We start from the raw sequence: 14,081 nt of genomic DNA on the forward strand, positions 1-14,081 counted from the left end.
CATACTGATCCCCTGTCCCCTGCAATGGACTTAATAAGAAGGTACTTAATGATGTCTGATATCGAACAATACAAAATAACCGAAGAGCCTTTTTATCAGGAGCAGGGCAACGAAACAGGGCTCTACGAAGCCGCCTATTCATCTCGCTTGCCGGTGATGGTCAAAGGCCCGACCGGGTGTGGTAAATCCCGTTTCATCGAACACATGGCCTGGAAGCTGGGAAAACCCCTGATTACCGTAGCCTGTAATGAAGACATGACGGCATCCGATCTGGTCGGCCGCTACCTGCTGGATGCAGACGGCACCCGCTGGCTGGACGGCCCACTGACTACGGCGGCGCGCATCGGCGCCATCTGTTATCTGGATGAGGTGGTGGAAGCACGACAGGACACGACGGTGGTAATTCATCCGCTGACCGATCACCGCCGCACGCTGCCCCTGGATAAAAAAGGTGAAGTGATAAAAGCACACCCTGATTTTCAGCTGGTGATCTCCTACAACCCTGGCTATCAAAGCCTGATGAAGGATCTCAAACAGTCCACCAAACAACGCTTTTGCGCGCTGGATTTTGATTATGCCTCTGCCGACCTCGAAGTTGAGATCATTGCCAAGGAGACTGGAATCAATACGGAAACAGCAGCCAAGCTGGTGAAAATCGGACAGGCAGCCCGCAACCTCAAGGGTCACGGCCTGGATGAGGGCATATCCACCCGCCTCTTGGTCTATGCCGCCAATCTGATCCTACAGGGCATCGCAGCTACGGATGCCTGCCGTATGGCACTGGTCCGCCCGATTACCGATGATGCGGATATCCGCAGCACCCTGGATCACGCGATCGACACCATCTTTGCCTAACCGGAGAGTCCCATGCACATCAGCGAAGCCGAACAGGAAGGATTGCGCGGACAACTGACCTGCAATTTCCAGCAACTGGACGATGTTTTTGCCGACTGCATGGAAGAGGCCAAGGCACTGCTGACGCCGCAAGGAATCAAAGAGTACCTGGAAGGTGCCTCGCTGGTCTGTATGATTGGCCGAGGATTCGATCCTGTTCTGGTCTATCTGGAAGAGATGCCCCTGGTTGCTTCAAAGCTGGGAGAGACCACCCTCTCCCTGGTCTCCCAGACCGTCTGGAAAATATCCCGCAGCCCAAATGGCAAAGCGATACCCCCCTTTCTGCAAACCGTTGCCGAAGCGGCGCGCCGTCTTGGCAGCGAAGAGCAGTTCCAGCGCTATATCGATCTGCTGATGGATATGATGGAGCGCACCTCTGGCTCCATTCACGGCTTTCATACCACCATTCCCAGCCCGGGCGCTCTCGATCTACTTAACCAAGTACCTTATCTGTTGAGCCAACTCTCTCTGGAAGGGGTGAGGAATTGGATCGATTACGGCATCAAAAACTACGATAGCCATCCAGAGCGCCAAAGGGACTACTTCAGCCTGCAATCCGCCGACAGCCGCGCCATACTGCAGCGGGAAAGACACGGCACCCTGTTTATCGACAACGAGCGCAAATTCAACCTCTACATGCGGGCGATATGGCAAAACAAGTGCCATTTTGTTCCCTACTCAACCGGTTGGGACGAGTTACGCAAACCCATCCCCTACTACAATCATCTGGGCATGCGTATACCCGACGCCTATGACAACTGGAACAGCGTGCCGGGCATAGACCGCTATCGCGCCGTCCTGGCGCATATGGCCGCTCATCAGCGCTGGACAAAGAGCATCGTTGCCGACAACTACAGCCCATTCCAGCGTATCGCTGTAGAGGTCTTTGAAGATGCCCGGGTGGAATACCTGGCAATGCAGGAGTATCCGGGCCTGCGTAAATTGTGGACCGCCCTCCACACGGCTCCCGGCGAAGAGGATTGCGTGCCGGAGAGAGAGTCCTGCATTCGCCACCGTCTCGCCATGCTCTCACTTGCCCTGATGAATCCAGACCACGGCTATAAAAACCCGGACATACTGGCGTACGTTGAACGTTTCCATCAACTGATGAGTCAGGGAGAAGCATCGACCAAAGAGATTGCCCAGCTCGGACTCTCTTTCGTTGCAAAAACGCGTATCCAGTCAGACCAGCTGCCCAATGTCTATTTTAAGGATACTGAAGTCGACTATCGGGATGACAACCGGCACATGTGGGTCTTCATCGAGATGGGTGATGAAGAGGAGATGTTCGACCTGGATGAGAAGCAGGCACAAGAGAGTGAAGATAAGAATCAAGGACTGCCACCACGCCACTACAATGAGTGGGATTACCAAACCAAGACCTACCGCCCGGACTGGGTCAGCCTCTATGAGACGCTGCACCCACCCGGTGATCCGGCCGATATCGACAAGCTGCTGGAGAAACACAGCGCCCTGGCGAAACGACTGAAACAGTTGCTGGATCTGTTAAAACCCCAGCAATACGTCCGTGTCCGCTATCAGGAGGAGGGTGGTGAACTGGACCTGGATGTCGCCATTCGTTCTCTGGTCGACTTCAAGAGCGGCGCCAACCCCGACCCACGCATCAACATAAGCCACAAACACGATAGCCGTGATATCTCCGTCATGCTGCTACTGGATCTTTCAGAATCACTCGATCAAATCCCCGCAGACTGTGAACAGAGCATCCTGCAACTCAGCCAGGAAGCTGTGGCACTGCTGGGCTGGGCAATTGATCAGTTGGGCGACTCATTTGCCATTGCCGGCTTCTCATCCAACACCCGCCACGAAGTCCGCTACCAGCATATCAAGGGTTACAGCGAGCGCTGGGGCGATGAAGTGAAAGCCCGGCTGGCAGCGATGGAGGCAGGTTATTCAACCCGCATGGGAGCAGCCATGCGCCATGCATCTCACTATCTTGGCAATCAAAAAGCGGATAAAAAGCTCCTGTTGATTCTTACTGATGGTGAGCCTGCCGATATCGATGTCCAGGATGGGCGCCTGTTGATTGAGGATGCGCACAAAGCGGTTCAGGAGCTGGATCAGCAAGGCATCTATACCCACTGCATCGACCTCGACCCCAAAGCGGATGATTATGTGGCGGATATCTTCGGCAGTCAGTATACGGTGATTGACCGAGTTGAGCGGTTACCTGAGACACTACCGAAGCTATTTATGGCGTTGACCAAATAAGAGTTGCGGGGCAGATATACAGGATTGGCCGGCAGCCCGACTACTTGCAGTTACTGCTGAGGAATGGAACCCACTTTTCAGTGCCGTAATGCATCTGGAGTATAGTCGGGCTTCGTAAACTCAGCAATAAGGGACTCTAAAAACCCGACAAAGGCCAACAGTCTCCAGCAAATCAGGAGACTGTAGCGCGCCGCATGAATTGCGAACGTTGGACATTTAACTTGCAAACGCCGATCATGCCAAAATAACCCTTAAAGCACGCTTAAAAGCGGTGGCATCACCTTATTCCTCCAACCGAATTAGAAGAAACCTCCACCCCAAAGCCCTAGCGCAGAGGCTTGATAATCGTATTCTTACTTCAGTGTCAGATAATTCTGATCCTTAGCGTTTATTAAACCTCTATCACTCTGCGCCGCAAGGATGCCAGCGCCCCTTCCAATCCATCAGGAGGGGTGCCTTTCTAATCTGGCCAGATCAGTGATCTCATGATGCGAGCCATCGAGTAGCCAGTAGACGGTACCCCGATGATCGGGCACGAGAGTCTATGTGCCGTTAATGTAGGCATCCACCTCGCACTCAGCCGAGCCCCGATAGGGACATCAGCCGTGGCGTGAGCAGGTGGGCGCATATAGATCGTCTGCCCAGCCAGTTTGGTTCCCAGCGGGTCGAGTGAGGCGGTAACCGGCCCCGCTCGTAGCTGAGGTTAGTTTATCGTTAGTCGCCATCACAGAGTTCTGTGTAGTGTTGGAACCGGCTTGCACCGTATCTGCGCTAGTACACTGATAGATGGCGTGATCATGACTTATCAACTGATTGGACTGCAACGATCCCAGCGCACGCACGCTATCCGCCGTACCGCCCAAGGCAGTGATGGCGCTGACGATCTCTCGCACGAGGTGTTCGATGGCTGCTTCTGGCGGGATGCTGCCCCCGGTGCCGATGTCGGGGTTACCGTCGATGTAGGGGTCATCGGCGGCGTCGCCAACGGATGGGATACAGTCCATGATCCAGGCTCCTTCGTAGGACACAAACAGGGTTGTGTGAGCCGGCTTGAGCCGGTTCAACACGCATTCAAGATCTTCTGCGCGGTTGGTCTTCGAGGGGATCTGTTCCCACCTGTAACTCGCCGCAGCAGAAATAGGTAACCCGTGGGTCCGTCAGGCGTACCCGCCAGGCAAAACGCGTCTCGGGCGGGTTCAGCGCCTGCACACCACATTGGCTGATGCCCCAGATATATCTGCAGTATTCGGGTCCCATAGGGCCTCGATTTATTGCCCCAGCACGATGTAATCGCTGAACCGCTCGTGTACCGAAAACTCAGCGGCCGAGCAATCTCCAGCGGCCGGTCGACTCACTGCATCCCCTTTTCCGCTTCGCCAGCCAGCGAGCAATCCACTAGGTCTCCAGCCCGGCTTCGATCGCTGACCCTCAGCATGTGCGTGGTAGCATCGTATTCTGGCAACACATCATCGATAGCAGCCGGTTACCATCGGCTCGCCATCCATTCACAGCTCGCGCGCTACCCCGGCGCGAATACCCCGGGCGCGCTGTCCATTGGCTCAGCGGTCGATCAGGTCCAGGTTGTCGCTCCGCATCTGCTGTACACGGGCGCTGCTGGCGCCATCACCCTCCAAACGGATAACTAACTCGCCCCGCTGTGCCTGCTCATACCGCTCACGCATGGCGATGCTGTTCTTGGCCTCTTCACTGCCGAAGAATGCCGCCACATGAGCGAGAGCTTTGCCGATTTGGTCGCTTGCTTCTGTCCCTTCCAGTAGCATTTTGTTGAGTACGGTACCTAGGCCATAGCCAGATGCACCAGCCGTGCCCAAGGCGGCAACACCATTAGATTACCGTCTTTCTTGCCAACGTTCTCATTTTCCAGCGCAGCCTTGCTCAGCGCCGGCTCGAACAGTACGGAGAGCGTTGGTTTGCTGATGCCACCCAGGCTATCGATCTGGCGGTTCAGGCCCTTCATGGGTTCATTGAGCTTATTGGACAGTGACTGCGCATCGAGCATGGATGGGCTATATCCTCGAAGCTTTTCTCGCCCCTTTAGAGCAGGGCCAACGCCACCAGCAAGCCCTCATGACCAAACACCTTGGCCAGAATGCCGTTGCGCTGTACATCACCCATGCCTTCGGTCCTCTTGCGCAGAATCTCGATAATCTCAACCGTGCTCTTGAGTTCACCATTGGCATTTCTGAAGATTTACTGCTTGGCGGCCTTCAGGAAAAAGTTTCTCAGGCTGGTACCGACCATCGATCCAGTCACACCCCGCTCGCCAGTCACGTCCTGCATTTTGGTGCCGGCCTTGACCAACTCCTTATTCGTCGATATTGCCGTTGGCTGCTACCGTCACGCCATCGTCATCCAGGGCGATGGCCCAAGTCTCGGTGTAACGATTAGCCCCGCACGGCAGCAGAGCGCCGATCACCCGATTGTTCCCACGCCGGGTTCGCTGTGAGCCCATACCTTCCCGGCCGCCAGCAGGCAGCGGGGAATCTGCTCTTCGGTGGGTCACACGATCTTATCTGCGTTGGCGCGGTAGCTCTCCTCGAATACCTGTTTGAAGCTGCGCCCCTGGCAGACGGGCATCTTGCGGCCTTCCTCGGCGTTGCTGCGGGCGATACCTGCCTCCATGACCTCGACGAACTCCTCAATGGCCAGTAAGTTATCCTTGGTGCCCCGTTTGCCGAAGGGTGCTTGTCGATCGTCTGACGCAGATCCCTAAAGGCGCATTCAATGGGCTTTGATTGGCCGCGCGCCAGGGTGATAAAACGCATATCAACACCCGGCCATGTTCCTTGGCCACATCCCGCACCCAACGCCGGCGCCTTGCCAACGTTCTCCCGGTGCCCGGCAATCCGCTCATCGTCTGACTCAGCGCCGCCATCGTCTCCTCGGCAGACCCCTCCCCCAGTGGAACCGAGCCAGCAGGCTTACCGCATCATTGATGCACCGTCTACAACTGCAGCACATCATCATCCGAAGCCGATCTTCCTTGGGGGATATCCAACACAGCTTGTGGGCGCTGGTGGCGATGTACTGGGTCACATAGGCACAGCCGCAGACCTGCTCAAACGGGTGGATCAGAATCTCCTGCATATGGCCGTTCTCCATCCATTTGTACAGCGCTCGACTGCCACATCAGGTCCGCCACCCGGTCCGCCACCCGGTCCGCCGATAGGTTGCGCCGCTCCCGAGCGAATTCCAGGCACATCTCCACCGCATCCCGCGGCGAGATCGGCCGCTTCAATTTACGCCGCACCATTGGAACCCTCCTCTGAAACCCCGTCCAAAGCCCGTTCGGGATTGCCCTGGCAACCGCTCCAAGTTTCGTTTTTTAAATGTTTCCCATCAACTCTGGTACACGTTTTCGATTTGTTCGGAAAGGAAACGGCCATGACAACGCCGTTGCTGAAAGCCTGTTTTCCTTATTAAGGACCGAACGCATTAAAAAGCAGATCTATCCGACACGTGAAGTAGCAAGGGCAGATATATTTAATTATCATTGAGATGTTTTATAACTCAAAGTGGCGACATGGATTTAATAATGGGCTATCACCTGCTGAATTTGAAAGAAGGGAGTTAGAGAAGCTGTCGGGCGTCTAGAGAACTAGGGGCTTGCCAGTGTCTGGGCCGATTCTGCTTACCGCAGTGTAAAACGGGAAGCCGCTTTACCGGGTGCGCATTACCGCAGTCATATTCATCGCAAGTCGATACGCAAACACCCCTTGAATGAACGGGAGCAAGAGGCAAACCGAAAACGATCAAGAGTTCGGGCTCGAGTTGAGCACGCGTTTGCCCAGAAGGCCAATCAACTGGCGCGTAGCATCGGGCAAGTCAGGGCCGGCGTGAAGATACCGAGCTCTCCTGAAGGGTAGCCCCCAAAAAAAAATTGAAGTTCAGAAAGCATGAGAGGAGACATATAATGACTGTAGCCGATACCGCAAGTATGGAAATGCAAGTATCTGATCACCCGATGATTCAGATGACCGGCGCACATAAATGATATGGCCAGTTTCATGTCCTCAGAGGTATCGATCTTACTATCCATAAAGGTGAAAGAATTGTGGTTTGCGGGCCGTCTGGTTCAGGTAAATCTACTATGATTCGCTGCATCAACCGGCTGGAAGAGCATCAGCAGGACCGGATTATCATTGATGGCATAGAGTTGACCGATGACCTGAAACACATTGATCAGATCCGCAAGGAAGTAGGTATGATGTTCCAGCACTTCAATCTGTTTCCCTACCTAACGGTTCTAGAAAATTGCTGCCTGGGTGCCTATATGGATGCATAAAATGCCACGCAAACAAGCAGAAGGGGCCCGCATGAGATACTTGGAGAAGATGAATATTCCCGAACAGGCGAAAAAATATCTGGGTCAGGTCAGTAGCAGCGTGTTGCTATTGCCCGCAGCCTCTGTATGAATCCTAATATCATGCTGTTCGATGAGCCCACCTCAGCCCTTGATCCAGAGATGATCAAAGAGGTGCTGGATACCATGATCAAACTGGCTGGGAGTGGTATGATCATGATCTGCATGACCCATGAGATGGGCTTTGCAAAGAAGGTGGCGAACCGGGTTATTTTCATGGATGGTGATGAGATTCTTGAGCAGAACGAGCCCCTTGAATTCTTCAATAATCCGCAAAATGATCGGACCCAAGCTCTTCCTGAGTCAGATGTTGGAGCACTAGGAGACCTGCGGCTCCGCAAGCAACTGATCGACAATCCTCAGCGCCTGGCCTTCGTAACCACCACCGAGCAAGTTCAGGTGGTTGAGGATGTGATACAGGTTTATATAGCGTCTTGCGGATTTTGTACCCCTGGTCGAGAGGCCATGCCTCGTTACAAGCATCATAAAAACGGTTGCCAAAACTGCCAAACAGCTCAGTCATGGCCAAGTCCGCCTCCTGATCTCCGTAATAGACTGCCGGGTCGTAGATGACGGGGCTTCCATCTCTGTCATAGGAGAGATTTCCTCCCCAAAGATCACCGTAAATCAACGATGGGGCTGGATTGTGATCGATCAGTGCAGAGAATTGCTCAAGCAGCAGTTTACCCCTCTCTTGCAGCCTGCCACGGTATCCCTTTTCTACTGCTAGGTTGAGCTAGTATGCCAGAACTCGATCCAATTGTTGGATAGATTGTTGGGCTGGGGGGTTAGCCTATGGTGTTGTCGCGTATCCAGCCGAATTTGCTACGGGTGACCCAGTGCATTTCAGCCAGTTGCCTTCCCGCCATTTTAGTATCACCGTTACCTGAAAACTCGATATATTCCACAATCAGGTAAGCTTGACTTCCCGTGGTACCTGCACAAACGGGCTGGGGTACACGGAGGCTGTTACTCTGCTTTATCTCTTCCAAACCAGAGAGTTCGGCTTGAAACATGCCGAGTTGCCCGATACCGTTGAGTTTTACAAAATGGCAGCGGTCTCCCTCTTTCAGTTTGACTGCAGTATTGATGCAGCCACCACCAATGTTGATGGGAGCGGTGGGTGAAAAAATATTGCCTGTGATTTTGCTGACATGCGTAGCTACCTGCTGCCAGTCTGTCATTGTTTTATTTTATCCGGATAGTTAAGAGTGCTTGACCGGATCTTATGCTCTTTTTGCCGGAGAAAGCGGTCTCCTCTGCCATTAATACACCTTGCTGGAATACTAGCCATTTCAGTAACGAAAAAAATCAAGAAGTGTTGACAAGGGAGAAAATTTAATATTTTCAGATTGGTTATGCACATTTTCTATGCATCATAGGGTTATCCCTTGCTTCTTGGTTCACCCTGTGCATTAGAAAAGAATAATATTACTTAACATACTGATATTTATAATGATTATTTATTTTGTCATTTTTTTTACAGTTTAATGAAAACCCCTGTTTTTATGGCTTTGTGAGCGATGCTGTGTTTTTCTGCACAGAGTTATCCACAGGATCTGTGGATAAGCATAATTCTTTCATTATTTATAGATAGTTAGCGCATTATTATCAGGGTTATTGTGGTTTCAGCCCTTTTTCACTGCGCTGCTAAAAAATTAGGGAGCTAATGGTTAAGGCGTCGAATTTTTCTCACCTATGCTGATAGTCTGATGAGAAATAATGGTTAGTCAGGTAGAGTGGCGCCATGCCAGATGAACCCATTTTACGGGTGGCAGTGCCCGCCCCCTTATACAGCTGTTTTGATTATCTGTCGCCAATCGATTGTGATCCTGGTGCTCTGAAACCAGGTGTCCGGATTCAAGTGCCTTTTGGTCGGGGGGAGCGCTGCGGCATTCTGCTGGAACTGGTACAGGAGTCGGCTTATAAAACCCGTCGCCTGAAGCGTGCAAAGCGGTTGCTGGATGCGGATGCGCTTTTTTCCAGTGCCGACCTTGCACTGTTGCAGTGGTGTGCGAATTATTATCAGCATCCCCTGGGTGAGGTTATTGCCAATGCCTTACCCGTGAGGCTACGTAAAGGGGAGGTCCCGGTAAGCCTGGCTCACAAGGCGTGGCAGTTGACTTCCGAAGGGATGGATCAGCGTCCCGACTCGCTAAAGCAGGCACCGCGGCAAGCGGCAATAATGCAGCGATTGAGCAATGAAATGGAGAGCCTATCCCAGGAGGCGCTTTATGTTGAATGTGGCGAGTGCCGTGGGGTACTGCGCACACTGGAGTCAAAAGGCTGGATAAAATCCGATCACAGACTAATGACCCGATCAGTTGCCAAGCCTGCTACAGAGGTGCCGCCTGAACTGAACAGCGGCCAGCGAGAGGCGGTAGAGAGAGTACTGGCCGAGGGTGACGGTTTCGGCATTTTTCTTCTGGATGGGGTGACCGGCAGCGGCAAGACCGAAGTCTACCTGCAGCTGGTTGAACATGCCCTGGCCCGGGGAAAGCAGGTACTGGTTCTGGTGCCGGAAATTGGATTGACACCTCAGCTCATGGGGCGTTTTGAACGCAGGATAGCCGAAAGTGTGGTGATGCTGCACTCCGGTCTGGCCGATACGGAGCGGGAGCGTGCTTGGCATGAGGCTCGCCTTGGAAGAGCCCGGATTGTGCTGGGTACCCGGTCAGCACTTTTTACCCCAATGCCGGATTTGGGGCTGATCCTGGTGGATGAAGAGCATGATATCTCTTTCAAGCAGCAGGACCGGTTTCGTTACTCGGCACGGGATATCGCCGTGATCCGGGGGCAGAAATCGGACTGTCCTGTTGTATTGGGGAGCGCTACGCCTTCACTGGAAAGTCTGCACAATGCAAAGAGCGGACGATATCACCATTTGATTCTGTCTGAACGCGCTGGCGGTGCGAAGCCTCCACGCCTTGATCTGCTTGATATTCGCTCCATAAGACTAGAGACCGGAGTATCTCCCGTTTTGATGCGAATGGTGGGCGATACTCTGGCGGAAGGGAATCAGGTGTTGCTATTCCTTAATCGGCGGGGATATGCCCCGGTGATGACGTGCCACGATTGCGGCTGGGTTGCTCAGTGCCGACGCTGTGATGCCAGGATGACGCTGCATGCCGGCAGTGGAATACTTTGGTGCCACCACTGCGGTTCACAACGCCCAATCGATAAGGGATGCCCGGACTGCGGTGAGCAGGACCTGCGGACGCTGGGGCAGGGTACGGAAAAACTGGAAGAGCTGCTGTTACAACGCTTTCCAAATGCCAATCCGGTTCGCATCGATCGTGATACCACCCGGCGCAAGGGCCGCATGGAGCGGCTGTTTAATCATATCCTGGAAGGTAAGCACTCACTGCTGGTCGGTACCCAGATGCTGGCAAAGGGTCACCATTTTCCGGATGTGACGCTGGTGGGTATTCTCGATGTGGATCAGGGACTATTTGGTGCGGACTATCGTGCTGCAGAGCGCATGGCTCAGCAGATCACCCAGGTTGCGGGTCGGGCAGGCAGGGCTGAAAAACCCGGGCGGGTGATTATTCAGACGCGTCACCCGGATCATCCGCTGATGAATATCCTGGTTCGCCAGGGCTATGATGCCTTTGCCGATGAGTCGCTAAGCGAACGCCAACTGGCCGATTTCCCCCCCTTCAGTTATCAGGCGCTGTTGCGGGCCGAAGCCCCGGGAGAAGAGGCCCCCAGCCTGTTTTTGGACGAAGCCCAAAGCATTGCCCGGCAACTGGGTGGTGACCGGGTTACGCTGTGGGGACCTGTGCCTGCCCCGATGGAGAGGAGGGCGGGACGTTATCGTGCCCATCTGTTGATCCAGTCTGATCAGCGGGGATATCTACAGGCTCTCCTCTCAAAATGGGTACCACAGCTCTCCTCTCTTAAATCAGCCCGGCGAGTACGATGGTCCATTGATGTCGATCCCCAGGAGATTTTATAAGGATTGGGAAAAGGGCTCTGCATTCGCTATCCAATCGATTACCCGCAAAGCTATGTTTCGTCGGCCTTTAGCCTGATGAATCTTCCTGTTATCCTACGCCGTTCCTCATTTTTTCAGTTTTTCAGGTAGAAAATGAAGCTCCAGATTCAACAACTGGTCTCCCAGGCGCTTGAGCGGATTGCCGCCGATGGCGTAATTCCCGCATATCAGATTCCTCAGCCTATTATTGAGCGGGTGCGTGATACGCAGTATGGGGACTTTGCCTGCAATGTGGCAATGGTACTGGCGAAGGTGGCACGCGCTAAACCACGTGATCTGGCGGAGAAACTGATGGCGGCAATACCGGGATCGGAACTGGTTGAGAAGGTAGAAATTGCAGGCCCCGGATTTATCAATTTCTATCTGGGCAGTAGCGCATACCATGAGCTTGTACCCCAGGTGCTTCAGCAGGGTTACAACTATGGCCGCAGCAATCTGGGTGAGGGTAAGCGGGTTCAGGTAGAGTTTGTCTCCGCCAATCCTACCGGACCATTGCATGTGGGGCATGGTCGTGGTGCTGCCTATGGTGCCGTGGTCTCTGATCTGCTGGCGGCTGTCGGTTTCGATGTTCACCGGGAATACTATGTCAACGATGCCGGACGGCAGATGGATATTCTGGCTGCCAGCGTCTGGTTGCGCTACCTGGAGCTGTGCGACGAAGCACTGGTTTTTCCGTCCAATGGCTATAAAGGTGACTACGTTTGGGATATTGCCGCCACGCTTCACCGTGAGCATGGCGAGGTATACAAACATGCATCTGAAGAAGTTTTCAGTGACCTTCCGGCGGGTGACGACAAGGAGCTGCATATCGATGCCCTGATCCAGCGGGCAAAGCAGTTATTGGGCGATAATCGTTACCGTTTTGTTTTCGAGTTGGCGATTAATACGATTCTGGATGATATCCGGGATGATCTGGCACTGTTTGGTGTGAAATATGATGAGTGGTACTCCGAACGCAGCCTGACAGAGTCGGGTGCGGTAAATAAGACCATTGAGCGACTGCGGGACTCAGGCCACGTCTATGAGAAAGGTGGTGCCCTCTGGTTTCGCTCTACCGAATTTGGCGATGAGAAGGACCGGGTGGTGGTGCGTGAGAACGGCCAGTCCACCTATTTTGCATCTGATATCGCTTACCATATGGATAAGCTGGAACGCGGCTTTGACCGGGTGATCGACGTCTGGGGCGCTGATCATCACGGCTATGTGCCGCGCGTCAAAGCTGCCATGGAAGCGGTGGGTGACGATCCCGCGAAACTCGATGTGCTGCTGGTTCAGTTTGCCAACCTCTACCGGGATGGAAAAAAAGTGCAGATGTCCACGCGTTCGGGCTCGTTCGTTACCCTGCGCAAACTACAGAAAGAGGTGGGTACGGATGCGGCGCGGTTTTTCTACGTGATGCGCAAATGTGAGCAGCACCTGGATTTTGATCTCGATCTGGCCAAGTCACAGTCCAGTGACAACCCTGTCTATTATGTTCAGTATGCCCATGCACGAGTCTGCAGTGTGTTGAAACAGGCGGCAGAAAAAGGGATCAATGTGGAGGTCACCGATGGGGTTACTCACCTCGATCTGTTGACCGAAGAACATGAGCAGGCCCTGCTGCGAACAATTTCCCGCTACCCTGAAGTGGTGGAGACATCGGCGCTCAATGAAGAGCCTCATCAGCTGACCCACTATGTGCGGGAGCTGGCCAACGATTTTCATACTTATTATAACGCTCATCCCTTCCTGGTTGAGGATGACGCTCTGCGTGATGCCCGAATCAAATTGATTCTGGCTATCCGCCAAGTGCTGAAAAACGGGCTGAACCTGATAGGGGTCTCCGCCCCGGAGAAGATGTAAGTGGCAAGGGATTACAAGAGTCGGGCCAACCCGCCAAGAGCGAAGAAAAAAGCACCGGTCTCCGGCTGGATCTGGTTCACTGGCGGTCTATTGGTCGGTCTGTTTATCAGTGCGCTGGTCTGGTTGAAGCTATCGCCGGCCGGAGCAGGCATGGCCCCGCGGGCTCATCAAGAACCGGTGGAGAAGAAGGCCGGACGGAGACAGAAGCAGCCTAGGAAGAAAGCCATTGCCAAGCCGCGGTTTGATTTCTATACCATTCTGCCTGAAATGGAAGTGGTGGTGCCGGACCCAGAGCCGGAACCCGTGACTAAATCTACCGGGCGGGCTGGAGTTTCAGGCGCCAAGAAAACCGTATCTGCCAGTTATATGCTGCAGATGGGGTCTTTCAGGGAGTTCTCAGATGCCGACCATCTCAAAGCCAGCTTGGCCCTAGTAGGCCTGGAGGCTGAGATTCAGCGAGTCAATATCAACGGTGGTGATATCTACCACCGTGTTCGTAGCGGTCCTTATACCCGGGAGCAGGTGAATTCCCTGCGTGCCAGATTGAAGGCCAACAAGATCAACAGTCTGGTGATCAAGCTTAAAAAATAGATAGTCGACCCTAAAATATTCATTCCAGGCACTTAATAATACTGTTGTTTCTGTTTTGCAAACAGGAACAACAGTATGGACATGATATTTTTCAGCACAAAAAGAACCTCCTTCATCCATTTTCTGAAGTTGAAGGCAGCC

The 14,081-nt window shown here is 53.5% G+C and carries 12 protein-coding genes and 4 pseudogenes; 9 read left to right on the forward strand and 7 right to left on the reverse strand.

What is annotated here, in order from left to right; genetic code table 11:
* The first annotated feature begins 51 nt into the window (after positions 1 to 51).
* From MN084_RS15845 to MN084_RS15855, 3 genes are all read left to right on the forward strand, one after another.
* Positions 52 to 855, forward strand: a complete 804-nt coding sequence (locus tag MN084_RS15845) for a CbbQ/NirQ/NorQ/GpvN family protein (RefSeq protein ID WP_241085817.1) — start codon at positions 52 to 54, stop codon at positions 853 to 855.
* A 12-nt stretch (positions 856 to 867) separates the two neighbouring features.
* A complete protein-coding gene (locus tag MN084_RS15850) occupies positions 868 to 3,126 on the forward strand; it encodes a nitric oxide reductase activation protein NorD (protein ID WP_241085816.1) in 2,259 nt (752 codons plus the stop codon).
* 797 nt (positions 3,127 to 3,923) lie between these two features.
* Positions 3,924 to 4,271, forward strand: a complete 348-nt coding sequence (locus MN084_RS15855; RefSeq protein ID WP_330178168.1) for a hypothetical protein — start codon at positions 3,924 to 3,926, stop codon at positions 4,269 to 4,271.
* Between the two features lie 414 nt (positions 4,272 to 4,685).
* Here the strand turns inward: MN084_RS15855 and MN084_RS15860 are convergent, their stop codons facing one another.
* The 5 genes from MN084_RS15860 to MN084_RS15880 form a co-directional block, all read right to left on the reverse strand.
* On the reverse strand, positions 4,686 to 4,958 hold the full coding sequence (locus MN084_RS15860; protein WP_241085815.1) for a hypothetical protein: 273 nt from the start codon (positions 4,956 to 4,958) through the stop codon (positions 4,686 to 4,688).
* The gene (locus MN084_RS15865; protein ID WP_241085814.1) at positions 4,925 to 5,146 is read right to left on the reverse strand and encodes a hypothetical protein; all 222 of its coding nucleotides are present in this window, start codon (positions 5,144 to 5,146) and stop codon (positions 4,925 to 4,927) included. Before MN084_RS15865 ends, MN084_RS15860 begins: the two co-directional genes overlap by 34 nt.
* A gap of 306 nt (positions 5,147 to 5,452) precedes the next feature.
* Complete coding sequence (locus tag MN084_RS15870) at positions 5,453 to 5,650, reverse strand: hypothetical protein (RefSeq protein WP_330178169.1); 198 nt, start codon at positions 5,648 to 5,650, stop codon at positions 5,453 to 5,455.
* Positions 5,647 to 5,769 (reverse strand): hypothetical protein, encoded by a 123-nt coding sequence (locus tag MN084_RS15875; protein ID WP_277400158.1) that lies wholly within the window; start codon positions 5,767 to 5,769, stop codon positions 5,647 to 5,649. Before MN084_RS15875 ends, MN084_RS15870 begins: the two co-directional genes overlap by 4 nt.
* A 436-nt stretch (positions 5,770 to 6,205) precedes the next feature.
* Complete coding sequence (locus MN084_RS15880; RefSeq protein ID WP_241085812.1) at positions 6,206 to 6,400, reverse strand: hypothetical protein; 195 nt, start codon at positions 6,398 to 6,400, stop codon at positions 6,206 to 6,208.
* A 115-nt stretch (positions 6,401 to 6,515) separates the two neighbouring features.
* On the opposite strand from MN084_RS15880, the pseudogene MN084_RS15885 reads away from it, so the two are divergent.
* From MN084_RS15885 to MN084_RS15895, 3 pseudogenes are all read left to right on the forward strand, one after another.
* Positions 6,516 to 6,741, forward strand: a pseudogene (locus MN084_RS15885) (IS3 family transposase); the annotation flags it as partial.
* 26 nt (positions 6,742 to 6,767) lie between these two features.
* Positions 6,768 to 7,013 (forward strand): annotated as a pseudogene (locus MN084_RS15890) (IS5/IS1182 family transposase); the annotation flags it as partial.
* A gap of 71 nt (positions 7,014 to 7,084) precedes the next feature.
* Positions 7,085 to 7,832, forward strand: a pseudogene (locus MN084_RS15895) (amino acid ABC transporter ATP-binding protein).
* A 159-nt stretch (positions 7,833 to 7,991) separates the two neighbouring features.
* On the opposite strand, the pseudogene MN084_RS15905 reads toward MN084_RS15895, so the two are convergent.
* Both MN084_RS15905 and MN084_RS15910 read right to left on the reverse strand, forming a co-directional pair.
* A pseudogene (locus MN084_RS15905) lies at positions 7,992 to 8,210 on the reverse strand (fructosamine kinase family protein); the annotation flags it as partial.
* A gap of 88 nt (positions 8,211 to 8,298) precedes the next feature.
* Positions 8,299 to 8,694 (reverse strand): fructosamine kinase family protein, encoded by a 396-nt coding sequence (locus tag MN084_RS15910; protein WP_320416370.1) that lies wholly within the window; start codon positions 8,692 to 8,694, stop codon positions 8,299 to 8,301.
* A 563-nt stretch (positions 8,695 to 9,257) separates the two neighbouring features.
* On the opposite strand from MN084_RS15910, the gene MN084_RS15915 reads away from it, so the two are divergent.
* From MN084_RS15915 to MN084_RS15925, 3 genes are all read left to right on the forward strand, one after another.
* A complete protein-coding gene (locus MN084_RS15915; protein WP_241085811.1) occupies positions 9,258 to 11,468 on the forward strand; it encodes a primosomal protein N' in 2,211 nt (736 codons plus the stop codon).
* Positions 11,469 to 11,600: 132 nt separating this feature from the next.
* Positions 11,601 to 13,349, forward strand: a complete 1,749-nt coding sequence (gene argS / locus MN084_RS15920; RefSeq protein ID WP_241085810.1) for an arginine--tRNA ligase — start codon at positions 11,601 to 11,603, stop codon at positions 13,347 to 13,349.
* Complete coding sequence (locus tag MN084_RS15925) at positions 13,350 to 13,940, forward strand: SPOR domain-containing protein (RefSeq protein ID WP_241085809.1); 591 nt, start codon at positions 13,350 to 13,352, stop codon at positions 13,938 to 13,940.
* Positions 13,941 to 14,081: the final 141 nt, after the last annotated feature.

Source organism: Candidatus Vondammii sp. HM_W22, from assembly GCF_022530855.2.
In the GTDB taxonomy this organism is placed as follows: domain Bacteria; phylum Pseudomonadota; class Gammaproteobacteria; order Chromatiales; family Chromatiaceae; genus Vondammii.